This window comes from Acaryochloris thomasi RCC1774 (assembly GCF_003231495.1).
Classification (GTDB): domain Bacteria; phylum Cyanobacteriota; class Cyanobacteriia; order Thermosynechococcales; family Thermosynechococcaceae; genus RCC1774.
This window is the reverse complement of record NZ_PQWO01000008.1, coordinates 1-26,430: the sequence shown is the minus strand read 5'-3', so window position 1 is coordinate 26,430 and position 26,430 is coordinate 1. Positions and strand designations below refer to the sequence as shown.

28 protein-coding genes are annotated in these 26,430 nt (G+C 50.7%); 8 read left to right on the top strand and 20 right to left on the bottom strand.

Annotated features, from left to right (window positions below):
* Window positions 1-59: 59 nt before the first annotated feature.
* The 6 genes from C1752_RS13710 to C1752_RS13685 form a co-directional block, all read right to left on the bottom strand.
* Window positions 60-563 (bottom strand): DUF302 domain-containing protein, encoded by a 504-nt coding sequence (locus C1752_RS13710; RefSeq protein WP_110986645.1) that lies wholly within the window; start codon window positions 561-563, stop codon window positions 60-62.
* Window positions 564-644: 81 nt separating this feature from the next.
* Window positions 645-2,105: an NAD(P)/FAD-dependent oxidoreductase gene (locus C1752_RS13705; RefSeq protein ID WP_110986644.1), complete on the bottom strand. Its 1,461-nt coding sequence runs from the start codon at window positions 2,103-2,105 to the stop codon at window positions 645-647.
* 12 nt (window positions 2,106-2,117) lie between these two features.
* Complete coding sequence (locus C1752_RS13700; RefSeq protein ID WP_110986643.1) at window positions 2,118-3,845, bottom strand: aconitase/3-isopropylmalate dehydratase large subunit family protein; 1,728 nt, start codon at window positions 3,843-3,845, stop codon at window positions 2,118-2,120.
* 103 nt (window positions 3,846-3,948) lie between these two features.
* Window positions 3,949-4,503, bottom strand: coding sequence for a Uma2 family endonuclease (locus C1752_RS13695; protein WP_110986642.1), 555 nt, complete (start codon window positions 4,501-4,503; stop codon window positions 3,949-3,951).
* Window positions 4,504-4,556: 53 nt separating this feature from the next.
* Complete coding sequence (locus C1752_RS13690) at window positions 4,557-5,585, bottom strand: isocitrate/isopropylmalate dehydrogenase family protein (RefSeq protein ID WP_110986641.1); 1,029 nt, start codon at window positions 5,583-5,585, stop codon at window positions 4,557-4,559.
* A 78-nt stretch (window positions 5,586-5,663) separates the two neighbouring features.
* Window positions 5,664-6,362, bottom strand: a complete 699-nt coding sequence (locus tag C1752_RS13685) for a Uma2 family endonuclease (protein WP_110986640.1) — start codon at window positions 6,360-6,362, stop codon at window positions 5,664-5,666.
* A gap of 187 nt (window positions 6,363-6,549) precedes the next feature.
* Here C1752_RS13685 and C1752_RS13680 point away from each other — a divergent pair, with 187 nt between their 5' ends.
* The 3 genes from C1752_RS13680 to C1752_RS28075 all read left to right on the top strand — a co-directional run bounded on the left by C1752_RS13680 (window position 6,550) and on the right by C1752_RS28075 (window position 10,019).
* Window positions 6,550-7,761 carry a saccharopine dehydrogenase family protein gene (locus C1752_RS13680; RefSeq protein ID WP_110986639.1) on the top strand — a complete coding sequence of 404 codons (1,212 nt, stop codon included), beginning with the start codon at window positions 6,550-6,552 and terminating at the stop codon, window positions 7,759-7,761.
* On the top strand, window positions 7,758-7,913 hold the full coding sequence (locus tag C1752_RS28455; protein ID WP_158535096.1) for a hypothetical protein: 156 nt from the start codon (window positions 7,758-7,760) through the stop codon (window positions 7,911-7,913). The genes C1752_RS13680 and C1752_RS28455 overlap by 4 nt, the downstream gene beginning before the upstream one ends.
* A 600-nt stretch (window positions 7,914-8,513) precedes the next feature.
* Entirely contained in the window at window positions 8,514-10,019 is a 1,506-nt protein-coding gene (locus C1752_RS28075) for a M50 family metallopeptidase (RefSeq protein WP_158535095.1), read from the top strand.
* 13 nt (window positions 10,020-10,032) lie between these two features.
* Here the strand turns inward: C1752_RS28075 and C1752_RS13670 are convergent, their stop codons facing one another.
* The 4 genes from C1752_RS13670 to C1752_RS13655 all read right to left on the bottom strand — a co-directional run bounded on the left by C1752_RS13670 (window position 10,033) and on the right by C1752_RS13655 (window position 15,005).
* Window positions 10,033-11,196 carry a VWA domain-containing protein gene (locus tag C1752_RS13670; RefSeq protein ID WP_110986637.1) on the bottom strand — a complete coding sequence of 388 codons (1,164 nt, stop codon included), beginning with the start codon at window positions 11,194-11,196 and terminating at the stop codon, window positions 10,033-10,035.
* Window positions 11,193-13,637, bottom strand: a complete 2,445-nt coding sequence (locus C1752_RS13665) for a DUF5682 family protein (protein ID WP_110986636.1) — start codon at window positions 13,635-13,637, stop codon at window positions 11,193-11,195. The genes C1752_RS13670 and C1752_RS13665 overlap by 4 nt, the downstream gene beginning before the upstream one ends.
* A 393-nt stretch (window positions 13,638-14,030) precedes the next feature.
* A complete protein-coding gene (locus C1752_RS13660; protein ID WP_110986635.1) occupies window positions 14,031-14,489 on the bottom strand; it encodes a GatB/YqeY domain-containing protein in 459 nt (152 codons plus the stop codon).
* Between the two features lie 78 nt (window positions 14,490-14,567).
* Window positions 14,568-15,005 (bottom strand): phosphate-starvation-inducible PsiE family protein, encoded by a 438-nt coding sequence (locus tag C1752_RS13655; RefSeq protein WP_110986634.1) that lies wholly within the window; start codon window positions 15,003-15,005, stop codon window positions 14,568-14,570.
* A gap of 230 nt (window positions 15,006-15,235) precedes the next feature.
* Between C1752_RS13655 and C1752_RS13650 the strand changes: the two genes are divergently transcribed.
* Entirely contained in the window at window positions 15,236-16,429 is a 1,194-nt protein-coding gene (locus C1752_RS13650) for a TolB-like translocation protein (protein WP_110986633.1), read from the top strand.
* An 86-nt stretch (window positions 16,430-16,515) separates the two neighbouring features.
* Here C1752_RS13650 and C1752_RS13645 read toward each other — a convergent pair whose 3' ends face one another.
* The 7 genes from C1752_RS13645 to C1752_RS13615 form a co-directional block, all read right to left on the bottom strand.
* Window positions 16,516-17,142, bottom strand: coding sequence for a CBS domain-containing protein (locus tag C1752_RS13645; RefSeq protein WP_110986632.1), 627 nt, complete (start codon window positions 17,140-17,142; stop codon window positions 16,516-16,518).
* Between the two features lie 91 nt (window positions 17,143-17,233).
* On the bottom strand, window positions 17,234-17,476 hold the full coding sequence (locus tag C1752_RS13640) for a ferredoxin-thioredoxin reductase variable chain (protein ID WP_110986631.1): 243 nt from the start codon (window positions 17,474-17,476) through the stop codon (window positions 17,234-17,236).
* Between the two features lie 45 nt (window positions 17,477-17,521).
* A complete protein-coding gene (locus tag C1752_RS13635) occupies window positions 17,522-17,977 on the bottom strand; it encodes a CBS domain-containing protein (protein WP_110986630.1) in 456 nt (151 codons plus the stop codon).
* Window positions 17,978-18,080: 103 nt separating this feature from the next.
* Window positions 18,081-18,329, bottom strand: coding sequence for a replication restart DNA helicase PriA (locus tag C1752_RS13630; protein WP_110986629.1), 249 nt, complete (start codon window positions 18,327-18,329; stop codon window positions 18,081-18,083).
* A 37-nt stretch (window positions 18,330-18,366) separates the two neighbouring features.
* A complete protein-coding gene (gene trxA, locus C1752_RS13625) occupies window positions 18,367-18,702 on the bottom strand; it encodes a thioredoxin (RefSeq protein ID WP_110986628.1) in 336 nt (111 codons plus the stop codon).
* A gap of 9 nt (window positions 18,703-18,711) precedes the next feature.
* Complete coding sequence (locus C1752_RS13620) at window positions 18,712-19,011, bottom strand: ferredoxin (protein ID WP_110986627.1); 300 nt, start codon at window positions 19,009-19,011, stop codon at window positions 18,712-18,714.
* A 106-nt stretch (window positions 19,012-19,117) separates the two neighbouring features.
* Entirely contained in the window at window positions 19,118-19,681 is a 564-nt protein-coding gene (locus tag C1752_RS13615) for an adenylate kinase (protein ID WP_110986626.1), read from the bottom strand.
* 208 nt (window positions 19,682-19,889) lie between these two features.
* On the opposite strand from C1752_RS13615, the gene C1752_RS13610 reads away from it, so the two are divergent.
* The 3 genes from C1752_RS13610 (at window position 19,890) to purB (ending at window position 22,571) form a co-directional block, all read left to right on the top strand.
* On the top strand, window positions 19,890-20,234 hold the full coding sequence (locus C1752_RS13610; RefSeq protein ID WP_110986625.1) for a recombinase family protein: 345 nt from the start codon (window positions 19,890-19,892) through the stop codon (window positions 20,232-20,234).
* Between the two features lie 8 nt (window positions 20,235-20,242).
* Entirely contained in the window at window positions 20,243-21,187 is a 945-nt protein-coding gene (locus tag C1752_RS13605; protein ID WP_110986624.1) for a CBS domain-containing protein, read from the top strand.
* An 88-nt stretch (window positions 21,188-21,275) separates the two neighbouring features.
* Window positions 21,276-22,571, top strand: a complete 1,296-nt coding sequence (purB, locus tag C1752_RS13600; RefSeq protein WP_110986623.1) for an adenylosuccinate lyase — start codon at window positions 21,276-21,278, stop codon at window positions 22,569-22,571.
* A 103-nt stretch (window positions 22,572-22,674) separates the two neighbouring features.
* On the opposite strand, the gene C1752_RS13595 is transcribed toward purB, so the two are convergent.
* Both C1752_RS13595 and C1752_RS13590 read right to left on the bottom strand, forming a co-directional pair.
* Window positions 22,675-23,466: an aspartyl/asparaginyl beta-hydroxylase domain-containing protein gene (locus C1752_RS13595; protein ID WP_110986622.1), complete on the bottom strand. Its 792-nt coding sequence runs from the start codon at window positions 23,464-23,466 to the stop codon at window positions 22,675-22,677.
* Window positions 23,467-23,516: 50 nt separating this feature from the next.
* Window positions 23,517-25,304 carry a fatty acyl-AMP ligase gene (locus C1752_RS13590; protein ID WP_110986621.1) on the bottom strand — a complete coding sequence of 596 codons (1,788 nt, stop codon included), beginning with the start codon at window positions 25,302-25,304 and terminating at the stop codon, window positions 23,517-23,519.
* 96 nt (window positions 25,305-25,400) lie between these two features.
* Between C1752_RS13590 and C1752_RS13585 the strand changes: the two genes are divergently transcribed.
* A complete protein-coding gene (locus tag C1752_RS13585; RefSeq protein ID WP_110986620.1) occupies window positions 25,401-25,916 on the top strand; it encodes a DUF1499 domain-containing protein in 516 nt (171 codons plus the stop codon).
* 56 nt (window positions 25,917-25,972) lie between these two features.
* On the opposite strand, the gene C1752_RS13580 is transcribed toward C1752_RS13585, so the two are convergent.
* Entirely contained in the window at window positions 25,973-26,215 is a 243-nt protein-coding gene (locus tag C1752_RS13580; protein WP_110986619.1) for a hypothetical protein, read from the bottom strand.
* Between the last annotated feature and the right edge of the window lie 215 nt (window positions 26,216-26,430).

Sequence of the window (26,430 nt, the reverse complement as noted above, 5' to 3'; positions counted from 1 at the left end):
TCTAAGCTAGGCCCGAGAACGATTGTGCTGCTGCGGACGACGAGGGAGGCTCAATCCCGTTAATCAGCTTTGAGGGCGGCATCGGTTAGTCCATTGAGGGCTTTAGAGATTTGAGCGACTACTTCTTGACCACACCCCCGCAGTCGGTGGCGTCCAGACAGATAAGCGGGATTGTTGTAGGCGAGCTGTACGCCCTCTGCCGTTTCCCAGATCAGTACTTTCTGGGGTAAATCAATGGCAACGCTGGGGCTGCACTGCATCAAGGGTGTGCCGAGTTTGGGGTTTCCAAACAAGATGACCTGGGTTGCCGCAAGTGTTAGTCCCGCCTGAGCTGCATTCTCGCTGTGGTCGATGGTCGTAAAGATTCTTAGACCTTTGGCTTCCAGAACTTTCGTCAGGCGCTCTGCTGTTTCTTGAACGCTATAGGGGCTGGGTTTGATCACTAGACCTGTTGCCTCGAGATCCGAGATTGATGGACGGTTCGGAGGCGTCTGTGCTTTTGCTATTGAGGGTGAGATCAGCAGCAAGGTAGAACCTAAGGCAATAGAAATTAAGCGATGCATTGTTTCTCCGGTTAGTTTTGCGACGAGCTAGGGCTGACCCTCCCAGACCGAAGGCTCAATAAAAGCGCCTCCAGTTAGGATTCAACCCAAAGGCTTGGCAAAGGAATTTTGTGCTTGATTCTGAGGCGCGATTGATTTAGGAATATCGATGCTGGGTTGGTCGCAAAACTCGGAGGGGTGGCTCCAGTCTGGTCGGCGAAATAAATGCCGCCTTAGCCAGCCCACTCCTGCCATCAGGCTAAAGCCAAGCCATAGACAGTAAAGCGCCCCGTGAAAGCGATCAAAGTAGCCGAGGGACCAAGCTACAAACCGACGAACAATCGGGTCGGGTCTGTTTTGCAGTCTATAGCCTATCGCCTGTATGAAGGTCTGCATGGCGGACTGGCTCTCCATGATCCAGTAGAGAAGACGCATGGTAACAAAAACATGGAATTCATACTGTCGGCACCAGTGCTGATACTGGTGAAAGGACCGTTGATTCCTTTGACTCTGCAGGAATGTGTGAATGGCGTCTGCGGCTTTGTCTGCTGTTTTGAAGGCAACTTGGACGCCAGAAGAGAGAAATGGGTCAACAAAGAAACTGGCGTCTCCCACTAATATCCAGCCGTCCCCGGCTTTGCGTTTGGCACTGTAGGCTAGCTTTTGCAGGATACGAACCTTAGAGATTTGTTCAGCGTTGATGAAGCGATCGCGCAAATACTGATGGCGATTTATATACGTCATTAAAATTTCTTCGGGTGATCGGCCTTGCCAATCGTCAGGCCGATTGACGACAACGCCCACGCTCATTTCGTTTGGGCCAACAGGGATAAACCACAGCCAGCCCCTTTCAATGAAGTACATTGCGATCGCACCCCCCTCTCGCCCTGGATTCGGAGTCACGTTGCGGAAGTGACCAAAGACCGCTGAGGTTTGCAGGAACGGATCGGTCTTGATTAGCTTGCGGCTGCGGCCAATCAGCGCCTGCCGCCCCGAACAATCCGCGACGCAGTTGGCCATCGTTGTATAGTTTTGGCCGGTTTTTGATCGCCAACAAATCCCCGTTGCTCGGTCACCTTCCCAAAGAACCTCTTTCACGGTGGCTTGCTCACACACCGTCACTCCCTGGGAACGCGCCTGTTGCAGTAAAAACCAATCAAACTCACTGCGCTTTACCTGATAGGCATCGGGATGCTCAGGGAAATCTTTCTGCGGCCAGTTTTGTGGAGCCGTAAAGTCGACATAGGCTGATTCATAATCAGAACTGCGCGGGTCTAGGCCCAAGCGGAACTCTGCTGAATCTTTGTAGGTAAAATTCAGATCCTGGAGCTGGTCCGTAATCCCTAACTTTTCCCAGATCAGTTGGCTGGCGGGCAGCAGTGACTCCCCTACGTGAAATCGTGGGAACTGTGCTCGCTCCAGCAGTAAGACCTGATACCCTTGCCGTACCAGCAGCATTGCCAGTGTCGATCCAGCAGGACCGCCACCGATTACGACGACATCATACTGTTGATGTATTTGCCGATCATTGGCTGGGTTTGCGATCGCGTCGCTTCGAATCATGAACCTTACACCTCAATCGAGCTGGTCCGTAATTTTGCCTCGCAGGGCTGAAATCGCCACAACCCTTGGAGATGCAAGATAATTATAGGCACTGGGATCACCACTGCGCCCCTTAAAATTGCGATTTGTCGCATAAATTCCCGTTTCTTTACGGCCCAATGTTCCTGCACCCGCATTTATACAGGCTCCGCAACCTGATTTAAGAATCTGCGCACCCGCCTGCTCCAGGGTTTGTAAATAGCCTAAAGCTTCTGCTTTATGCCGGACTGCCTGAGATGCTGGCACGACAAAGAGCTGTACATCGGGGCTAATCCTGCGCTGTTTCCCATCTGATCTTGGAGCGCTGTATACTGCCGCCGCCTGCTCTAAATCATGCAGCTTGCCCCCTGTGCAGGAACCGATAAAGGCTCGCGTGATCGGCACATCTCCGAGCGCACCGATGTCCACCACCTGATCGGGCTTTGGCGGACGCGCCACCTGTGGTTCTAGCGCCGACAGATCAAAGCGATAGACCTGCTCAAATTCGGCCTCAAAATCACTTAATACTGTCTCAAATGGCTCTGACGTCTGCTGTTTGACGTATTGCTCTGTCACTTGGTCGGGGGCAATGAGTCCACACATGGCACCGCACTCAATCGCCATATTGGCGAGGGTCATGCGCTCATCCATCGGCAACTGAGTAATGATTGAGCCACGGAACTCCAGCACTTTACTGGTTGCGCCGCTACAGCCGATCTGCCCCAAGATGAAAAGCATAATGTCCTTAGCGCTGACCCCGGTGGGCAGCGTTCCCGATAGCTCAATCAAGATCGTTGCGGGCACCCGGATCCACAGATCGCCCATTGCAAACAGGTTGGCCATATCGGTGGAGCCAACGCCGGTTGAAAACGCTCCAAAGGCCCCGTAGGTGCAACTATGGGAATCTGTCCCTGCCACAATCATGCCGGGGCGAATAAACCCCTGTTCTGGCAGTAGAACATGACAGATGCCTGCGGCTTCACCGGGGGACACCATGTCAAGGAGGTGACAGTTCTGTTCTTGGGCAAAGGCAACCATGTTTTTATACATCGTTGGCGCACCCGTATCCGGCCTAATGTCGTTGATCTGAATGAAGTGATCGGCCACCAGCACTAGCTTTTGCGGATCCCAAACCTTTACGTCTGCACCAAAATGTTGATGGAAGAGGGCTGCCACTGGACCTGCGATCGCATCATGGGACATCGCCAAATCCACCTGAGCAAACACAAGTTCTCCAGGCTTCACGTAGGCATTGCCTGAAGCCTGCGCCAGCATCTTCTCTGCCATCGTCATCGGTCGCGGCAGCGTTTTCCCTTTCGGAAGTTGGACCTCCCCTCGTTGTCGCTGTTTGTTGAACGGGAATAATCCCCCTGCCTCGGTAATAGCAGTTACGACTGGATCTTGGCTCTGTTCAGCAAAGGTTTCTAGCGGCAAACCAATATTGATACTGTTGCGATAGAAAATCTCCGCAAAGGATCGCGCCCGGACTTCTTTGATGCCTGCTGCCTGAATCGCCAGAGGTGCATACTCTCGACTGGAACCGCAACCAAAATTCTCACCAGCTTCAATCACGTCATACTGCAGAAGTTGATCAACACCAATCAAATGCTCCAGTACATAGCGCTTTAAATGGCCTGGATCGCCATTGGTGCCGCGTTTTGCTGGGATAATGTCATCGGTATTGATATCATTACCAAGCTGCAGGACTTTTTCCTTTGTCATACCTCACTTCTCGTTTGGGGCATGTCCTCAATAGTAAGCCATGCAGCAGAGGCTGCCATTGGGATGCATCGGCTCAGAAGAAATAAATACAACAGAACACTTCTTAGTCGTCAAGACCGCGATACAGATCAGAAATCGCAAGTTCCAACCCAATACTTTTGAGGACTACCTGTTCCCCTGCTGCATAGATAGTGGTTTCCCAAACTTCTGTAGATATACGACGGCGACATTCCACCCGCTGAGTCTCTTGAGAAATCAAGACATACTCCTCTAAGGCTGGAATCCGTCGATAATCTTCAAACTTTTTCCCAATATCAAAAATTTTTGTGCTGGATGAAAGGACTTCAACGATCAGCTTTGGATGGCGCTTAACATAGCGATCATCGCGGTCTTTTGGATTGCAGGTTACAAATGCATCGGGATAGTAATAAAACTCATCTTGGTAATTGACCTTGACATTGCCGGAGTGAAATCGACAGTCTGAGTCACCAAGTTGAATATTAATCAGAGTCAGAAGATTTAGAGCAATGCGATCGTGATTATCTGTGCCACCGGCCATCGCATACACCAAACCACGGCGATACTCATGGCGAATGTCACTTTGCCGTTCGATAGCGAGATATTCTTCAGGACTGATGTAGTTTGGGACGGCAATCATAAACTTTGCCTGCAGACAACGATACTGCTCTCGTGACTTCTATCTTAGCGGTGTCAAAGTCGCTTGCAAAACAGTGAGGTTAAGTCCTGGGTGCTGACCTTTTTCTCTTGAGGGTTCTTTGTATACAAATCTGCTGTGCGGTATCCCTGCTCTAAAATCTGGTTCTGAACTTGCGCAAGCCTTGAAGCTGCGGCGTGTTCTCCCCAGTGCTGGAGCATCATTGTGAGACTACTAATCATGCCTAATGGATTGCCAATTCCTTTGCCTGCAATGTCTGGAGCCGTTCCGTGAACAGGTTCGTAAAGCCCTAATCCTCGTTCATTGAAGCTGGCCGAGCCGAGTAAGCCGATGGAACCTGCGATCGCACCTCCCAAATCGCTCAAAATATCACCAAACAAATTCCCCGCCAGAATCACATCAAAATCCTGAGGGTGCATCACAAGCTGCATCGCTAAATTATCCACCAGGACTGGTTCTACAGTGATATCTGGAAAGTCTTGAGCCATCTCCTGCACTAGACGGCACCAGGGAATCTGGGGCAGGGCATTCTCTTTGTGGGCAACGGTCAGATGGCCGCGACGTTCCTGGGCCTTTTGCAGCGCGACCTTGGCAATCCGCCGAATTTCTGAATCGTTATAGCGCATGGTGTGATAGCCATAGGATCCATCTGTTGCTCTGCCTGCGGGACCAAAGTAGAGACCGCTGGCGAGTTCGCGGACGAATAGAATATCGACATCTTGCAATAGCTCTGGCTTGAGGGGGGATTTATGGAAAAGATGGGGATGCGATCGCACCGGGCGCAGATTCATAAAAAAATCAAAATGCTGACGCAGCTCTAGCAGCCCTCCCCGCGATACCGCACCAAAAACGATGCCGTCAGAGCCTTGGCAAAGTTGAGCTGTTGTCTCAGGGAAAAAAGAGCCTAGCTTCTCTTGAGCAGGTAGACCGATCAGGCCATAGTCTCCCTGGATCTCAAATCCTTCAAGATCTGCGAGTAAATACAAAATTTTTAAAGCTGCATCAACAACTTCAGGGCCGATGCCTTCACCCGGAAGTACAGCAACGCGGTACTGTCTGCCCATCAAGCCTCACAATAGTCTACACACCTTGCTCAGAATAGCAATTCACGCCAGCGGTCTATTGCATGAGGGTCTTTTTCTCTAATCTTTCGCTAAATCTGCTAGCACCTGCCGGACCCGTTTCGCCAGTTCTCGGACGGCTGCCCGCTGCCCGATTTTCTTGGCCTGCTCGACAAACTGCGGTAACTCCTGCACCGGCAACTGCGAAAACGCCAAACTTTTATCTTGGGTTTTATACTCTGATTGCTCGGCATTCAAATGGTAGATCGTCATTGAGCCATACCGTAAACGCCAGATTTCTGGAACCTTGAGAGCTGTATAGATCGGGAACTTGTTCAATGAAGAATTGCTGTTATCGACCTCAATCACTAAATCGGGAGGTGGATGAACCTCAAAATCTAAAGCATCAACGCCACGAACCACTGCTTCATTTTGAATATAGAAACAGCAATCAGGTTCTAGTCCCTTTTTCTGCTTAGGATTTTTCATGGTCAGCGAGCCAAGGCTTCGGAATTCAAGTTCTAGCTCATCAATAATTGCTGCCAATAATTGATCGAAGAGCCTAATTGGTTCTTCATGTCCCGCCAAAGGAACCATAATTTCCAACAATCCATCTCGATAGGCAAAACGTTGGTGCCGTTGGTCTCCGGTTTCCTCTAGCAATTGCTCGAAGGTTTCCCAACTTACCCCTTCTAAAAGAACCCGTATCTCTGTTGTCAGCGGAGCTGCTGATGTCGCCGTAGATAGTGCAGCGTTCGTTTTGGGTAAAGCGGTTGTCATGGCTAGATGCCTTCGCAGCGTCTTTTTCTCATCCTACTTGATTCATTCCCAGCCAAGAGTTGCGCTTGGTTTCTCGACTGCCGCCCAATGATTTAAAGGTCTAATTCTCGAACTAAAAGCTGCACGACGAATTGAGGAATCCGCTAGTGTTGAAGCATAAACAAAATGGAGAGGATAGTCTTTAGGAATGAGTGAACGCACCTATGATGTTGTGCTTTATGGTGCCAGTGGGTTTACAGGGCAGCAGACGGTTCAATATTTTGCAGACCATGCGCCGGATCATCTCAAGTGGGCGATCGCGGGGCGTAATCGCCAAAAGCTAGAAGCTGTCAGAACGAAGGTCGGCTGTGAAACGGTCGATATTCTGGTGGCGGATGGCCGAGATCAGGTTGGGACAGATGCGATCGCAACCCAAACCCGCATCGTTTTAACAACCGCAGGCCCCTTCGCGCTTTACGGTCAGGCAATGGTCGATGCCTGCGTGCGTTCACACACTCACTACGTCGATATTACAGGTGAAACTGCCTGGGTCCGTTCCTTAATCGAAACCTATCACGAACAGGCCGCAACCCAAGGAACCCGCATTATTCCCCTCTGTGGCTTTGATTCTGTCCCCTCAGATCTGGGAGCCTACTTGATGGTGCGCTATCTGCAGCAGCTGGGCAAAAGTTGCAAAGTTGTCAAAGCCTATTTTGAAGCGGCAGGCGGCTTCAATGGCGGTACTTTAGCTTCTGCCTATAACTTAATCGATGCAGGTCAATGGTCACAGATGGGTGATCCCTATCTGCTCAATCCACCTGAAGTGCGACCTGAGACAGCAGCGGAGGACCTGCAGTGGTCTCAGTATGATCAAGACCTGGGAGCATGGGTTGCGCCTTTTTTCATGGGGCCTGTCAACACGCGAGTTGTCCGTCGCAGCAGCGCTCTTTACTCTCAATGGCAAGATCCCTACGGTTCTCAATTTACATACCAAGAATCTCTTGTGTTTCAGGGGCCTTTATCGGGCCTGAAAGCAACTGTCACCACCGTAGGGACTGGCCTACTGGTCGCGATGATGCAGCAACCTTGGGTACGCCGCTCACTACTGCAGCCCAATTTCCCGCAGCCGGGAGAGGGGCCGTCTGAGCAAGTAATGGATGAGGGATGGTTCCGCTGTCAGTTGCTAGCTATCGACGAAGAGGGGGGACAGCATCGGGGCCTGATTTATAATCCGGGCGATCCAGGTAATCGTTCGACAGTGAAGTTTCTCTGTGAATCAGCTTTGGCCTTGGCGCTAGACTTTGAACGCCTTCCGGGTGGGCCTCAGCGAGGCGGTGTGTTGACCCCGGCGACGGGCCTTGGTGATGTGCTGGCTGATCGATTACGACAGGCTGGAACAACGATTGAGGTTCCCATATGAGTCTCACTGATAAAGATAGTCGCAAGGTGTTCTGCGAATTCACTCAGGAGATTGCTCAGCCAGTAAAGGTGAGATCGCAAAGCCCATTAGCTTTAGAAATCGATAGAGCCGAACAGATCAAAAAATCAGGATTCCTCGGGATAGCTTTATGAAATTGCTAGACCTGTTTTCATGAATCAGTACGTTCTTGCTTGATTATTATCACTAAACTAAACCCATTAATCTATGGTTTTCATCAGTATTATCTCGTGGAATCTTAAGCAATTTAATATCAAATAATCCACTTGCTCTATCTAGTAGACCAGTCGTAAAAGTGGGCACTCTAAAGATAGTGTATTGGATATCAAACGGTTCTGAATGTTTCTCCTCAAGCTTTTATGCCCAAAAGAGATGGGGTAGCTTGAGCAAGCAGCAGGCATTGCTCCTTTGCATCAATACGACGTGCTGATAACGGCAAACGGAGTAGTCCCATTACTCAGACTTCTGCTCAAAAAACATTGCCTCTGACTCGTAATTTCTATTTCCGATGGATTATCTGTAACACCATCGGATATGGGATGGGTGGGAGTGTACCCTTTTTTATTGGCGACTTTCTGTCAGCCGATCACTATATAGGTTATGGAATAGCGGCCCTACTATCTTTGCATTTGTGGGCTGGTTTACTACAGTGGGTGATACTCCGCCGAAAATTCTCGACTTCAGTACTGTGGATTATAAACAGTACTTTATTTCCCCTCCTATTTCCCCTGTTTTTGGGACTTGTCTCTCTGAGCATTCCATCTCCAGGACTTGTAATTATTGGGGTCATTTACGCAACGTTTTTTAGCCTTATTCAATGGTTTATTCTACGACAGAGATTTAAGCCTGCATGGTGTTGGAATATCATAGGCCCTATTGCTTTTGCTGCAGGATTTCTTATTGGCGGACTAATATGCGCGGCTATCTATAGAGACATGGAGCAGTCTCATAGCATCTCTGCATTGATGGGCAGTTTAACAGGAGGTCTCATTTATGGTGCGATTACAAGCTTGGGGCTGCGCCAGATCTCTAAGCAAAAATATATACCACCTCAACTAAAAAGAAAGTCTAAACGCGATAAATTTCTAGGATCTTCATCTCAATCACAAAGGCAGTCTGCATACGATACGCCTCCAGGATCTAACTCTCGACGTTGGCGACTGCTTCCCTGCTTCTTTTCCCTTTTACTAATGGCAGTGTGGTACACGATTCTTCCGCCCTTATCTTCATCAGGAACTTCCGTAGATCCTTTGTTGCTGCTTGTTTTTTACGTGACCTATAGCTATGTTTCAGTCTTGATCCATGAGCTTGGCCATTTCTTCCTCGGGTGGCTCAACGGAGCTGAGCTAGATCGCTTTGCCGTTGGTAAATTTATTTGGGTCCGCACCTCTCAAGGAATGAAGTTTCATCGAATGCGTCGTCGTTTTGTCGCAGGTTTTGTCGGGATTTCACCTCGTTCAATGCATTGTTTAAGGCGAAAATTACTGTTTTTAATGGCAGGTGGTCCTATCGCCTCATTTTTACTTTTCCTGATTGGTGTCATACCCTTATTCCTGCCGGAGTTAATGAATCGTTATCACCTTATTTGGTGGTTCACACTTATCTCTATGTCTAATTTTTATATTGCTGTCTTCAATCTTATCCCTCGTAGATCGGGATATATAACGACAGATGGTCGAAAAATACTAGATCTGCTGCAAAATAATTTACAAGGCCAAAGATCTTTGGCGTTTCATCGATTTCATATCAACCTGAAACAGGGGATTCGTCCCCGGGACATAGATCCAAACATTATCAAGCCGCTATTAGCCGTTCCTGAAACCTCAATGGCGCACATATCGAGCCTACTTATTGCCTATCATATGACCTTGGATCAAGGAGAGCTTCAGCAGGCAGGTGACTATCTAGATCAGATCCTCAGCATGGCTATCTATTTTCCTGAACTCATGCGTGCTTCTCTGCTGCTGGAAGGCACATTCTTTGAAGCTCGTATCCGTCAGCGATCAGATTTAGCTCGCCAATGGTTTGATCAAATTCAAGAGACCATTCTAATTGAGGAACATACCTTGCTTAGGGCGGAGGCCGCACTACTGCTGGCGGAGGGAAATACTGAGGCCGCAGAGGGCAAAGCTCAAAAAGGTCTTGCCCTAGCCCAGCGTGATCGCCTAGAACCTGGATTTGCCCTGGTTGAGCAGGAGCGATTCCAGTCTTTGCTACAGGACATAGCAAGTGCTTCCTAGAAAAGGATACGGTTCATTTCATCATGGCCGCTGTTACAATTTCTTCTTTTGCAGCCCATTGGCTGAGATCTTGACGTGCGATCGCAACTGCCATCAGCCCCGGAAACTGGTCAGGACTGCAGGCAAAAGAAGGAATTCCCAACGACGCAAACTTGGCTGCATTCTGATGATCAAAACAAGGAGCACCATCATCATTAAGGGCCAACAGCGTAACGCACTGCACACCGCTTTGCACCAAACTCCCCATGCGCTTCAGCATTGAGCGATTATCTCCGCCCTCGTATAGATCGCTAATCAACACAAAAATAGTGTCTTCGGGCTTGCGGATTAGGCCTTGGCAATAGCTCACAGCTCGATTGATATCGGTTCCACCCCCCAACTGTGTTCCAAACAGAACGTCCACCGGATCTTGCAGCATCTCAGTCAGATCAACGATCGCCGTATCGAACACCACCATGTGGGTTTTGACCGCTGGTAGAGAGGCTAGGACCGCCGCAAAGATGCTTGCATAGACCACAGAAGTCGCCATCGATCCACTCTGATCAACGCACAGCACAATATCTTTGAGAGACGAACGCTTGCGGCCAAAGCCAATCCGCCGCTCAGGAATGATGGTCTGATACTCCGGCTGATAATGTTTCAAATTGGCTCGAATTGTACGATTCCAGTCAATCTCGTTGTGACGAGGACGGGAGTTCCGCACGGCGCGGTTGAGACTGCCCATCACCGCCTGCTGCAGGGGGTTAGAGAGTTTCCTAAGCAGTTCTTCGACGACTCGATTGACCACGATCCGAGCCGTCTCTTTGGTCTTGCTGGGCATAATACCGCTTAGGGATAGCAGATTTGCCACCATATGAACGTCTGGCTCCACTGCCTCTAGCATTTCTGGCTCCATTAGCATCTGGTGCAGATTAAGCCGCTCTAGGGCATCTTTTTGCATGACTCGCACCACCGAGCTGGGGAAATAACTGCGGATATCACCGAGCCAGCGTGCCACTTTAGGAGAAGAACTGCCTAAGCCCCCTGACCGCCCTCCGCCCTGAGCGTCGTAGAGAGAAGAGAGTGCCTGATCCATCGATGCATCTGTAGGTCCGAGACTAAAGCCCTCACTAGCAATTCCGTCAGCAGATCCGCCCCCGAGAATCAGTCGCCATCGTCGCAAGCGTTCGTCACTCATGGCTGCAGTCCTAGTATTTGGGCAATCAAAGGTAGAGCGCCCTGAGCGCGATCTAAGTCTAAATTCTGGCTGGCGTTCGTCATCGCTGTCTGAGACTTGCCCCGCTTCACGCGCTCCCCCATCTGACGTCGTTCTGCTGGCGAGAATTCTGAAAATGTCCGTCGCAGGAGTGGCAGAAGACCGGTATAGGCGTCTTTGGAGAGGTCTGTTACCCACTGATCGAGGACGGGCAAAATCGTTTCGTCATGGATCAGTAGGAGGCCGCTGCCCTGCAAAAATCCGGCGATCCAATTGGCGGCTTGGGCAGGTTCGTTGGCGGTGGATAGAGCCAGGTGTAACCGCCGTGCCGCTTCTTCTGAGTCGAGACAACCATCGTCGAGTAACAGGCGACAGCAGCGTCCAGATAGTAAACCGTGAAGCTGTTGCTGATCAGCAAGCTGAAGCAGCGCTCCTTGCCAATCTTTGAGATAGTCTTCATTTTGCAGCAACTTTACAGCGCTGTGAGTTTTGTTGATCTGCTCCTCCATTGCGGTGGCAGCATCGTCGTCTAGAGAAGCGCAGGCTCCTGGTAGGCCAATGCAGATGCGAACGATTAGACCTTCGACTACCTGAGCGACGCCTTCGGTATCGGTTTGACGCACATCACGGTAGCGCAAAATATTTGCGAGGGGCGGTAGAGCCGACATCAGGTGAGCGATATCGCTAGCCACCGCAGCCTCCGCCTGGAGTCGCGTCATTAGAGAGGCAATGGCAGCGGGCAGATCTGCAAGTAAGACCTGATCTAATAGCGCTGTTAATGCAGGTAGATTCGGGGCAGTTTCTGACTGGTGACAGGCGTAGGCGATCGCAGCGGCCTCGATGGTGTTTCCCCATTGCCCTGCTTCAATCAGAGATAGCTCATACTCAGGCTCCCAGCAGATTGACCAAGCTTCTTTGAAGGTGCCTTTGCTGCGGCTGTAGGTGGTTTTGCCCCAGTGGATGCCCAAGAGGTTGAGGCGATGGAAGAGTTGCGATCGCAACAAATCATTCTCCTTCCTCAGATCTAATTCCAGCTCCTTCGCCACCACATCCAGTTTCAAACGCAGGGTCTTTCTCAGGCGCTGTAAATCAAGCTGGAGCGGAACAAGGGGGGTATCTTCCGGGACTTGACCGATGCGATCGCTAACAATCAGCCGCTCGTGAATTAGCTTCATCGGCAAATCATCGCCAAAGCAAAGCACCGTTTGGGTTGCTTCGTTTAGATCATCCAGATCGGGAGTGGGGCGATCACGCATCGCAGCTAGTGTCTCAGAAAGCCTTACTGCCTCAATTACGCTTGCAGAAGAAGCATCAATATCCTGTTGACGCAGCAGACGGGCCACCCGGGTTAGCCAGTGAACCGCCGGATTTGTAGGGTGAGACCAGAGGTGGTGGTACCAGCCCGGAGATTCAATCCCTGCCCCGTAGCCGCTGCGCCAGGTTAAACGCTCATAGGTCCAGGGAATCCAGGTGGACTTGACCTTGCATTTAGGCAATCCTTTTAGCAGTGCATTGTCATCTTTTACAGAGTGCTTGGCGTCGACCAACGCAGGACCGTGCCAAGCCCCACAAACCACCGCAATCTTTTGAAAACCTTCTTTTTTCGCTTTCCGGATCGTCCGCCGCATAAATGCTTCCCGCAGCGCTTCCCGATGGTCGTGGGGATGCTCTGGCTTAAGGGGAAAGACCTGCTCATATTCCTCGCGCAGCGCCTGCATTGCTTCTAAAATGGCCGCAAAAATGTCACCGTGCGACTGTCGCTGCTCCACCAGTTGCTCCCACCAGCGTTCACTATCGCTATAGCCCGCTGCCTGCGCTAACCAAGTCAGCGGATCTCGACGAATTCTCAGGACTTCCAGTGCTATTTGTTCGACAGGATGATCCGCTTCATGAGGTTCGGGATCTGAACGCTCAGACTCAAGATTTTCGAGGTCAAAACTTTGAGGTTCAACACCTGCCGCATTCAGATCTTTTGGCTCAGAAGTAGATGGATCCGTGGGACTTGCGATCGCAATAGGTGTCTCTTCTGGCATCAGAGTCTCTGTCGCTTCGGGGGATTCCTGGGCGAGGCGCTCCGCCTTTTCTTTCTCTAGCTGCTGTAGACCCAGCTGATGCGTTTGGGGCAGGTCCATCATCCGCACTGGGATTTGCTGCTTTAGACCATACTGAATCGCCTGCAGCTCTGGCGAAAAGACTGAGAACGGATAGTAAACAGCAGACTGGGGTTGCTCAGGGGCGTAAATCAGCAGCGCTACGGGAGGTTTCAGGTCAGGATGCCCCAGCGCCTTGAGGACATCCTCGGCATCGGGTGGCCCTTCTACGAGCAAGATATCCGGCTGCAGTTCCTTGAGGGTTTTTCGGAGGCTGCGGGCAGAACCAGGACCGTGGTGCCTAATTCCTAATACATGAAGCGCTGGGGCCATTTTAGAGTGGTAAGTTGATTGACGCAGCTGAGATCTCCAAGATCATAGCGCCCCTGAACCCAGCCACATAGCAGTATGCGTATTGATTAAGATGTTGAAACGGTTGCTATATCTGTCAAAGAAAGGCTGTCCTAGCTCAGTCGAGTACTGCTACAGAGCAGAAAGCTGTGATAGAAAAAATCTTCGGTTTGGATAGCGTCGCCCTGTATTGTTTGTTCTTGGTTGACGACCCTAACATATAGCCCCGGCAGCAAAGCCACCGGGGTTGGTTTCGATATAAAAGTTCCGTATATGAGCCTATACTAAATCAGGATTTTGGGACTGCCTGCGATCTGGATCACACCCACGATCTTTTTGGGGGATAAAGGCAAAGATTTCTATTTTGCCCCTGACTTACCCCCCTAGCGCTGCTTTCACCAAGCTCTGAACCTTTTTGCCATCGGCCTGACCCTTGAGACGCTGCATCGCCGGTCCCATGACCTTCCCCATATCCTTCGGAGAGGTGGCCCCTACCTGAGCAACAATTTCTGTAATCACAGCCGTCACCTCAGCATCGGTCAGCTGCTTAGGCAGATATTCCTCAATAATGGCCAGTTCTTGAGCCTCTTGCTCTACTAGGTCGTCTCGGCCTGCTTTGCCATATTGTTCGATCGAGTCCCGGCGCTGCTTAGCCTGTTGGACTAGCAGTTCGGTTTCTTCTGCTTCAGTTAGCTCGTCGCGCCCTTCCACCCTCGCTTCGACTTCTTTCTCAAGGATGACTTTCTTAATGCTGCGGACCGCAACTAAACGGACTTTGTCCTTCGCCTTCATTGCGGCTTTGATGTCGTCACCAATCTGCGTTTTGAGACTCATAGATAGGGCCAAATTGAACTACTGCTAGTCTAGCCTGTCTCCACAGTCTTCTCTGCACGTTGCATTGTATTCCAGGGGTTAGGACTGGTTCTTCGCAGAGGTTCGGCGCAGCAGCCAATAGCTCACCGAAAGTGCTAGACAGGCGAGAGCCAAAGCTATCAAATCAACCTTCTCAAATTTCTCTGTATCAAAAATAATGATTTTTCGAGATACTGCGATCAACGCGGTCATGACCACCAGCTCAACGTGAATGACGTGCTTCCTGAAGTAGGCTGTTACATTCTCAAGTAGCTCTAGTGCAATCAAGATATTGAGAAACAATCCAAAGAGCTGAATAAGGGTTTTACTAAAGAATCCAATGGGTTCAGTGGTCAGGAGTTCTTGCGAGAGCACAAGGATTAACTCAAAGAGCGCCACTAAGATCACAATCACCAAAGCCGCAGACAATACTTTGGCGACTAGATTTTCAATGCGATGAATCAGTGCCAGGAAATTATCATCTTGAAAGATTTTCATGCGTCAACAGACTAAAGCCCATAGTGACTATTCTTAAAGGCGATTGACGCTTAGTATACCTTTCCAAGAAGCGCCTATAGAAAGAGGTCAATGCTTGCCCAGTTTTGTCCTGAAAATCAAGCTCGTACTTAATCAAAAGTCACGGAAGATTCACATCCGTATCCCTTCAGAACTAGGATAGGCACGATAGAAGCAGTTTTATAAACCTCTACATTCTCAGGACGAGACCGATGAGTCTGACGATCGCATATCTGGCTGGAGGAAAGCTCCATCTAAAGCAGGGACAAAATCCAGCTCGCACCGTTGATAGTGCCTTCGCCAAGACCGTACAGGACCGGATATCAAGTACCCAGCGCCGCAATGCTTGGAAGACCCAGCAAACCCAGAACCCAATGGCGGATATTCTACCGGCTCATCTTTTTCCGCAGGATCAAGCTGGAGAGGCGAAACCCCCTGTCACCTTCAAGGCCGTGAGTCCTTGCGATGCAGGTAAAGTTCTCTACACGCTGGCAACGGAGGAAATGGCCGGTATCTTTAGTTTTGATCCGGTGAGCGATCGAGAATCGCGTTTATTTCATAGCGCTGATTTTGCGGTTCAAGATCTAAGCTTTCATCCAGAGCACCAAGAAGTGGCCTGTGCTTTGCTGCAGCAAGACAGTTCAGCCCACATTGCGACGATGTCCATTGAGGGGATCCGACCGAAACAAACTACGGAGGGTGATTCGATTGATTTAGCGCCCCGATGGATTCCGGGGACGGGGAAGGCGCTGGTTTATCAGTCGGCTGGGATTGCACGCGATCGCAACGGCTATCTCGTCGATCAAAGTCCTTACACCATCGAAAAACTAGACTTCGCGCAAGGCGATATTTCTACGCTGGTTGCAGATCCCAAATATGACTTCCTGCTTCCTCAGGTGGTCGCAGACGGCACGATGTATTACATTCGCCGTCCCTATCAGCCCCGCCGTCGGCGCATCAGCCCGCTCGATACCCTGCGAGATATTGTTTTGATGCCCTTTCGATTCATCCGAGCGATTTATGAATGGCTCAACATGTTCACAAAATTCTACGCAGGCAAGCCCCTCCTGAAATCAGGTAAGCCCCAAATACAGGCCAACAATCAGCTTGTTCTCTGGGGCAAGCGCATTGACCCTGCCGAAATGGCGAAGGAAAACGAAAGATTCGGAGACAAAGACTCCCCGGCCCTTGTGCCTCGGAGCTGGCAGCTTATGCGGCAGCTTCCCGGTGAAGATCCACAGGTGATCGGTAAAGGCGTGCTTTCTTACGATGTTGGAGCTGATAAGTCATTGGTGTATACAAACGGAAGTGCTATATACACCGTTGCCCCAGGTGGAGTGGCGAAGCGACTCCTCAAAATGCCTTTAATCGAGCAGGTCATCATTATTGACGATACGAAGGCATAGCCGCTCGATCGAGCCATTGCTAAAGCAGAGCTGTTGGTCCCCGATGGTTTATTGGCACAAGGCCAGGGACAGCAAGCCTGCACGACTCAATCATCATAGATACGGCATTCCTTCGCGTTAGGATTGTCTGCACAGTATTGCTCAAATGATGATGATGCAGTCTCTGCGACTTTCTGCTTCGTCCGCTGATCAGCAGCGGCAGCTTGCATCTCTTCCACTACATCCCATGCCGCGGCACATTCACGGGCTGTGGGGCCTTTCTCCGCACAAATGGTGCGGGCTTCCTCTCGGGCGACCTCAAGTTTATCCTCAATGAAAAGCTCCTTTGGCTTTTCGACAAAATCACCCTTACGCAGGATATCGCTAACTGAGATAACGCCTAGCAGTTTACCCTCAACGACTGGCGCACGGCGAATACGGGTGTTGGCAAAAAGACGAGCCACATACTCCAACCCCAAATCAGGGGGCACCACGATACAGGGCTTGGTCATCACTTCGTAGACCCACATCTGCTTGGGGGCATGTCCAAAGGCCGCTACCTTGGAGACAATATCGGTCTCAGACACAATCCCGTAGGGATCGCCTTCGTAGCGAGGTTCTACGATTAGCGCCCGGAGGCTCTTCTCTTTCATCATCTTGACGGCATCTGCAACTGTGGCCGAGCCTTGGATCGACACCACCTCGCGCGTCATAATTTCGCTAGCTTTGATCATGCTTGAGATACCTTAAATACAAACTGCGCCTACGACTCAGATAGGACTTCATTCTTCACTTCAAACGACTTGCAGACCCATACGTTTGAAGTTATGGACGCACTACACCTTGAGAGATCGGTTCGAGTTCGTTATCTAAAAAGTGAGCTGTAAACTTATTGTCAAACTTGACATGCACCGGGAGGTTAGGGCTAATTGCTCGACCCCGCCAAGATTCTAAAATAGCCATAATCTCTCCCGTCTGCCCCCTGAGATCGAAGGGTTGGTTGCGATGATCGGGGTAGTGATAAACCGTCACAGATTCTTTGACTCGGATGCTATCGCCGACTTGCATACAAAATCCTGATTTGAAACGCAACAACAGAGGAAGGGTGAAGACTTAGTCGTCATACATCCGCGCTTCACGGGCATTAGGGTTGTCTTCACAATAAAGCTCGAAATTACTCTTTGGCTTTTCAACAAAGTCGCTCTTGCGGAGAATATCGCTGGTGGAAATAATTCCCAGTAGCTTGCCCTCCACCACAGGAGCACGGCGAATTTTGGTATTGGCAAACAGCCGAGCGACGTACTCCACACCCAATCCTGGATTGACCACCACGCAGGGCTTGGTCATGATTTCATAGACCCGCATTTCTTTGGGGTCGTGGCCAAATGCAGCTACCTTATAGACAATATCGGTCTCCGAGACCATACCGTAGGGATCGCCTTCATAGCGAGGCTCTACGATCAACGCCCTGAGGCTCTTGTCTTTCATCATTTTTACGGCATCTGCTACAGTGGCCGACCCTTGAATGGTCACCACCGTTTTCGTCATGATTTCTTCAGCTCTCATCATGATCTGTACGTTCCTCCGTATTGCATTGGACTATGAGTCGGACTAAAAGCTAAGAAAAAGCTGCTCTTGAACACGGCAATACCGCAGCAAGAGCAGAAGCAGCTTAGGACTGAAGTATCGGGCTGCGAGATTCAGGCTGATGGATGAAACTGGGAGCCGGTAAACCTGAAGAATAAGCTTCCAGCACTCGACCATCCTCTGTACAGGTCACCATCAAATAATCACAGGCAGGACATTCAATTTGGCTGACCAGTCCCCCTTTACATTTTCTGGCATCGGCACTGGTAAAGTAGCGCCGAGAAGCACTGCGGTCGCCGCAGTTAGGGCAGCAAACGTTGTGAGTATTTTTCATGATTATGTCTTGGGATGGATCGAGTGGAGGGGCGGCTCTAACTGTGTTTACTGACCGCTTCAGAAAAGGTCTCGTAAGGTTTGACGCCAACGATATTCTCAACCGTCTCGCCTGCTTTAAACATCAGCACGGCTGGAATGCTGCGAACGGCATATTTTTTTGCGATCGCTTTCGCCTGATCAATATCAAGCTTCACAACAGTGGCTTTATCGGGAAATTCCTCTGCCAACTGGTCCATAAGGGGACTAATTTTGCGGCAGGGACCACACCAGGAGGCCGTAAAGTCAACAACGGTAAGGGTTTCGTTGGCGATTAGGGCATCAAAGTCATTTTCTTGCACGTAGGCAACGGTAGTCATTATGTTTTCACTCATGGTTGTCTCCTATAGCAAAGCATCTTCTTGGTGGGTTTCAATCTTGCAGTCAGAGGTGGGGTAGGCCACGCAGGTGAGTACGAAACCTTTTTCAATTTGTTCGTCATCGAGAAAGCACTGATCGGATTGATCGACCGTTCCCGATAAAACTTTGCCGCCACAGGTGGAACAAGACCCGGCCCTGCAGGAGATGGGCAGCTCGATACCGTTCTCTTCCGCAGCATCAAAGATGTACTGGTCGTCTGCAACATCTAGAGTGGCGTCAATTCCTTCGGCGGCGTTTACGAGTGTGACTTTGTACGTTGCCATGTAATGAATCCTTAAGTGACGAAAACTAAAAGTGGGCGAAAAAGATGAAGAGTCATGGTTGATCCCCCTTGGATACTCAGACTCGAAAAACGTTTGATAGGGTGCGCTACGCAGCGACTGGAACTTTTAACGCTTTTTGTATTGCGCTGTTCACAATCTCAGCCGTTGGGCTGCCGTCGATATGCGTTAAGCAACGGCGACGCTGATAAAAATCAATTAGGGGAGCCGTTTGCTGCTGATACACAGCCAATCGCTGTTGAATGATATTGGCTTGGTCATCCTGACGCCCCCGCTGCAGCATTCGTTGCGTTAATTTGTCAGCCTCAACGTCTAAGTGGATGACGGTACCGTAGGGCTGCCCCATAATCTGCAGCAATGAGTCGAGTGCGTGTGCCTGCGTGAGATTACAGGGAAAACCATCTAGAATCCAGCCCTGTTGAGCATCTTGCTGCCCTAGACGCTCCCGCATCAGAGCAATCACCAGCGAGTCGGGCACTAGATCGCCAGACTCAACAAAGGTTCGTGCTTGCTTGCCTAGGGAGGTTCCCTGTGAGATGGCAATGCGTAAAAGCTCTCCCGTTGAAATATGTGGAATGTTGGCTTGTGAGGCTAGCTTTTCTGCTTGGGTCCCTTTACCTGAACCCGGAGGGCCCAAAATAATCAGTCGCATCGGTCTTCCTACAACGAATGAGCAGCCGCTACATGATGAATGGCTCTCTCCTGACCAAAAAAGATTTGAAGCCTTGCGGTTAAAGGACTACAATCTAATTGCTTGTAACATTTGTCTATCATACACCTGTTTGAGCTATGTAGCTTATTCTGTATGAAATTCAGGAGATTTTCTGTAACATTTGTCTGAAGGGTTTAGGGAAACACCAATGACAGCGGAGCGTTCAGATGATTTGTTGGCTTGGCAGCGTCTCGATCAGGGGCGGCAGGCCAAGGCAGCCCAAGGGGGATATGCTGGGTTTGGTTCGCCTCCGTTTGGGTTGCGATCGCAAAATGGCGAACTCGTCGAGAACCCTAAAGAGCAAGAAATCGTTGATCTGATTCGTCGGCACCACAAGTCGGGCAAATCTCTGCAGCAAATTGCCGATTGGCTGAATCAGAGCGGCTATCAAACCAAGCGCGGCCAGCAGTGGCAGCGGATTTCAGTCAAACGAGTATTAGATCGCCTTTACGGGAAGGCCAAGCGCATATCAGGCACATCTAAAAAACAGTAGAGTCTCCAATGCCTCTGGATGGCCCCCAGCTCCATACGCCCCTCGATGCCATTGACCCCAACCCCTTAATCGTGGCTCCCGACGCGTCACTGGTGGAGGTTATCGGTCTGATGAGTCAGAGCCCCTTTAGCCGCTGCGAGCTGGGTGGATCTGTTGCTGACTCCTCTGTGCGGTCAAGCTGTGTTCTGGTTATGCAGGATCAGGAGCTTCAGGGAATTTTTACCGAACGCGATATTGTTCGTCTGGCGGCAGAGAATCGGTCTCTGGAAAAATGCACCATTGCTGAGGTGATGATCCACCCCGTCAAGACCCTTTCCCGGGGGAGTCTTCAGGATGTTTTTGCGGTTCTGTTTCTGTTTCGTCGCTACCGGATTCGCCATTTGCCCATTGTGGATGAATTTGACCATCTATTGGGCGTCATCTCCTCTGAAACTCTACGTAAGGTGCTGAAGCCCGCTAATCTCCTAAAGCTGAGGCGCGTGGCCGAGGTTATGACGGTCGATGTCGTTCAAGCCGAGCCAGAAACATCTGTGTTATGCCTCGCGCAGCAGATGGCTGAACACCGCGTCAGCTGTGTCGTGATAGTCGATCTCACGGGAGAGAATCCTCAGCCAGTAGGGATCGTCACTGAACGCGATATTGTGCAATTTCAGTCGCTGCAGCTCAACCTCGTCAAGCAGCAGGCCCAAGCGGTGATGAGTACGCCTCTCTTTCTGCTTTCCCCTGAAGATTCGCTATCAATGGTTCAGCAAGAGATGCAGCAGCGGCGAGTCCGTCGCTTTGTCGTTTCCTGGAACTGGGGACAAGGCTTAGGAATTGTGACGCAAACCAGTCTGCTGAAGGTCTTTGATCCGATGGAAATGTACAGCATTATTGAAGCCCTGCAGCGTACCGTCCAACAGCTTGAATCAGAAAAAGCAAACGCTTGGAAATCAGGCACAGCAGCTTCTTAGGGGGGCACATACTGATCGGCTTATCCCATGAAGTGCAGAGAAGATCGCTGAGGCCGTACAATGATTCAGTCGTACTCTGCGTAAGAACTTGATCGAGCGGTATACCCTGTCCGAAATGGGCGATCTGTGGACGGACCACTATAAATTCCAGACCTGGCTCCAGGTTGAGATCGCAGCCTGCGAAGCCCAGGCCGAGCTAGGGAAGATTCCCGCAGAGGCGGTGGAGACAATCAAGGCGAAGGCAAACTTTGACCCTGCCCGGATTTTAGAAATCGAGGCCGAAGTCAAGCATGATGTGATTGCCTTCCTGACAAACGTGAATGAGTATGTCGGGGATGCGGGTCGCTATATCCATGTTGGGATGACCAGTTCCGACGTTTTGGATACCGCTCTGGCACTGCAGTTGGTTGCCAGCGTGAAAGTGCTCCTGCGTCAGCATGAGGCTTTGATTCAGGCGATTCGCTACCAAGCACAACAGCACCGCAATACGGTGATGGTGGGCCGCAGTCACGGCATCCACGCTGAACCTATTACTCTAGGATTCAAGCTGGCCGGGTGGCTAGCGGAAGTATTGCGACACCGAGATCGCCTTAACCAGCTTCAGCACGATATTGCTGTGGGCAAAATCTCTGGGGCAGTCGGTACCTACGCCAATATTGACCCACAGGTAGAAGCGATCGCATGTCAAAATCTGGGCCTTCAGCCTGACTGCGCCTCCACTCAAGTGGTGTCACGAGATCGCCACGCCAATTATCTGCAGGTCTTGGCCCTGCTGGCGGCCTCCATTGAACGCTTCGCGGTGGAAATTCGTAACCTACAGCGAACCGATGTTTTGGAAGTAGAGGAATTCTTCTCCAAGGGCCAGAAGGGATCATCGGCCATGCCACATAAGCGCAATCCCATTAAATCAGAGCGACTTACAGGTATTGCTCGCGTCATCCGAGGCTATGCCATGACGGGCTTAGAGAATGTCGCTCTGTGGCACGAGCGGGATATTTCCCATAGTTCTGCCGAGCGAGTGATTCTGCCTGATGCCGCAATCTTGATGCATTTTATGCTGGTGGAGACCACGGGGCTGGTACAGAAGCTTCAGGTTTACCCCGATAATATGAAGCGGAATATGAACCGTTACGGCGGTGTTATTTTCTCCCAGCGGGTGCTGCTGGCGCTAGTGGAAAAGGGCATGAGCCGCGAGGATGCATATGCCATTGTGCAGGGCAATGCTCACGCGGCCTGGAACCAGGAGAGTGGCAATTTCCGAGCAGCCATTGTTGAAGATAGCCAGGTGAAAGAATATCTGTCGGCAGACGAAATCGAAGACTGCTTTAATCCTCAGCGTCACCTTGAGCATCTAGATCAGATTTATCAACGTCTCGGAATTTAGACTGAGGCTTTGTCGCTGACTGGTCCTAGGGTAGGAGACTTGTCCTGCTCCGTCTAGGATGCAGGGTGAAGCCGATTGTTGAGCTGTCGCGCAGGGGCAGTCGTCAGTCGAGTCTTGGTTTGCCCTTACCTAACAGCGCCTCTAGCCGCTCATCCCATTGGTCTTGTCTGGCCTTGCCATCTTGGACGTAGGGAGACCATGAGATTAAGCGCATGATCATTTGGTTGAAAAGGTTGTAGGGCCGCGCAACAGGCCGGAGAAAGTCTACAAACAAAACCACGCGCACATCGTCGCTATTGTTCCAGGCCGAGTGGCGATAGAGATCATCAAAGATTAGGCTTTTGCCCTCTGCCCAGTTGCGTGTTTCGCCGCCCACGCAAATGCCGCAGCTTGTCTTAGGCTCAGGAACTTTTAGACCTAGGTGATAGCGAATGATGCCTTTGTAAACCCCCTTATGTTCTGGAATCTGTTTGTGGGGCAGCAGAATTGAGAAGAATGCCGTGGTCATGTTGGGGATGTTTTTTAGAAGGCGCGTTGTTTCGGGGCAGCGGCTGCAGTTCTGCTCCATCTCGATACCGAAGGCGTAGAAAAAATAGGTTTTCCAGCGGTCGTCCTTGGTAATGCGGTATTCGTCTTTGGCAATATCTTGAAAGTTGGGCAGCTCATCCCGGTGCTGCAGAATATGGTCTAGCTCTTGGCGAATCTTGTGCCAATTGGCCTCTAGCTCCGGAATCCAGTCGAACTGTTCTGGCTCAAAAAACTTGCGATCGCCAATCAGCGAATGCCGGACAAATTGCTGTTCAACCTTACGGATTAAGCCTTCGCCGACCCCCAGAACCAACGCCCGGTTTTTGGCTTTCAGCGTCTCGTAGATTTGGCTAAAGGACGTCGTCATGATGCGGAATTGTTGCAGACCCCAGCTACCCTAACATGGCCCCTGATACATTAGCCTGTAGCTCCTGACCGAGCCATCAAATCGACGATCGTTCCCCGCTGCTCAGGAGTCATTTGCCACTGGGCCACTGTATTGAGGCTATTGTCTAAGAACTTTGCTCGACACATGCGTCGCTGGACTTTGCCACTGGTGGTTTTGGGAATGCTGCCTGTCTTCAACAGCGCGACCCCATAAACCTCTGACATATGGTTCTCCGCTACGGCTCGGCAAATCGCCTCGATCACCTCCTGGGCATCAAATTGGCGGAGTGCCGTGCGCTCTACCTCTTGCACAATCACAAGCTGTTCTTGATCTTCAACGTCAACGGCAATGGCTGCACCGCAGTTGCTGCGTAGAGCTGGGTGGCATTGTTCAACTGTTTGCTCAATGTGTTGGGGGTAGTGGTTGCGCCCCCACAAAATCATCATGTCCTTGAGGCGTCCGGTAATAAAAAGCTCCTGGCCCTGGAGAAATCCAAAGTCGCCGGTGCGTAGAAAGGGGCCTTCTCCAGTGTCTGCGAGGGTGCCTCTGAAGGTCTGTTCCGTGGCCTCGGCTTGCTGCCAATAGCCTTGGCCAATACCCGGACCTGAGACCCAGACTTCACCTACCTGGTTTGTGGCACAGCGCTGCCGAGTGTCGGGATCCACAATCAAGATTTGATCCTCTAGCCAAGCATGACCGCAACCCATAAGTGCTTTTGCCTCAGGTTGCTCTGCATGCTCAACTTGATTTCTCTCTAGCGCTGCTCTGTCAATCGACACAATGACGGGCGGGTCGCTTTTATCCCCTCCAGAGATAAATAGGCTGGCTTCCGCCATGCCATAGCAAGGGTAAAAGGCTTCTCGGCGAAAACCCTGTGGTTCAAAGAGATGCGTAAATTGCTCCAGCGTCTCTACCCGAATGGGTTCTGCGCCACAAAAGGCAACGTCCCAAGACTTGAGATCTAGGCTAGCTCTCTGCTCCGGCGTTGTTTTTTGGCAAAGCAATTCGTAGGCAAAGTTGGGGCCACCGCTGGTGGTCGCTCGGTATCGAGAAATGGCCTCTAGCCATAGCACTGGTTTCTGAATCAGAGAGATTGGAGACATCAAAACGCTGTGAATCCCTATATACAAAGGCTGCAGTACATTTCCAATCAGTCCCATATCGTGAAATAAAGGGAGCCAGCCGACAAAGAGAGTCTCTGTGCTGTGCTGAAAAGCCTGCTGAATGACCCGCTCGTTATAGAGAATATTGCCGTGGGTCACCATCACTCCTTTGGGCGTGCCCGTGGAGCCAGAGGTATATTGCAAAAAGGCTAGTGTTTCTGCGGCGAGTTCGGGCTGATGCCAATCATCTGGGCTGGCCGAGATGGTGTCTGTCGTGACAACAAAGAGTTGAGAGAGCTGGGCGGCAGTCTCGGGGCTTTTCGGGAGCTGACTTTGGAGTTGAGTTGCAAGCGTCTCTGTGGTCAGAAAGGCGGTGGAGCCTGATAGCGTCATCCGCTCCTGGAGCTTGCGGAGGGCGTCTAGATTACGCGGTGGGTTGTCTGTGACGGCGATGACCCCGGCATAGAGGCACCCCATGAAAGCCGCAATAAACTCTAAGCCTGCCGTGTAGGGATAAATGAGCAGCGCCCGGTCTCCGGGTGATAGACGAGAGCTTAGGTGAGTTGCGATCGCACGTGCCTGCCGGTCCAGCTCACCATAGGTCAGCGTTCCCGACTCCGTTTCGCCATCTGCGAGGAACGTATAGGCGCGTTTGTCAGGGGTTTTCTGGGCGCGATCGCACAGCAGTTCAACCAGAGTGGAATAGCTCGTCATAGTCGGTTTGCAAACATCTGCATCAGCATACCGTAGACCTCACCATGCCACTCGATATGCTTGTAAACTGCATCATAGGTAGTAAAGCAGAATCTCATGACGCAATATTTTCTCTCTTTCGTTTTAGCTGGACTTCTAGCTTTCTCGGGTCTATTCACATCACCAGCCTGGGCCGTTTCTACATCGCCCGCAGCCTTGCCTGGACTTCAGGGGCTGTTTGCCGGTAGCCCTCCCGAGGTTATTGGTTTGCAAGATGGACAATTGGCACCCTGTCCTGACTCTCCCAATTGCGTGGTGAGTCAGGGTGCTGATCTCGATCATGAAATTGCTCCGATTGCCTATGCCGGAGATCGGGAGACTGCCCGCGAAGCCTTGCTGAAGGTTTTAAGCGTTGTTCCCAACACTACAGTCGTTGAGCAACGGGATGACTATATTCGGACTGAATCTGCTAGCAAGCTGATGGGTTTTGTCGATGATGCTGAATTCTATCTACCTGCTGAAGAGAACCTGATTCAGGTCCGCTCTGCCGCCCGTCTGGGAGAGTCTGATCTGGGCGTTAACCGCAGGCGTCTTGAGCAAATTCGTCTTGCTCTCGCTGACTTAGGTATTTAGAAGAACATGATCCCATTGTGTGAAATCCCACCTGTAATGTTCTGCTAAACACGCCGTCAGCGTTTTATGATCTCAAACTGTGGTGGAGTCAAAATAACATTCTCGTAACGATACCCACCCACTAAGCCTGTATCTGGAATCGCCAAATCAACGGCAACGGCGTCTGGTTTATCGTAGCGCTCTACAATAGTGCCACGAGTTCCTTTGGGGATATGACGATCAGAGAAGTCAGCTTTGATATCGCCCAGCAGTCGAACTTCAGAATGAATACAAGTTTGAATCAATTTGCTGCTAGTCATCTATGTACCTCTAACCAGTTTGTGATTAAGCGTGGAATGACTTGGGAATGATCAATTTGCCAGCCTGTTACTAGGGCGTGTCATCAATTAACTTGACGTATCTACATTAATCTTTCATCTTAAAGACTCTTCTACTGTGAGGAGCTTTGAGATGCCCCGACGATATGCTCTGCGCGATGATCAATGGGAGCAGATAGAAGACCTGCTTCCAGGGC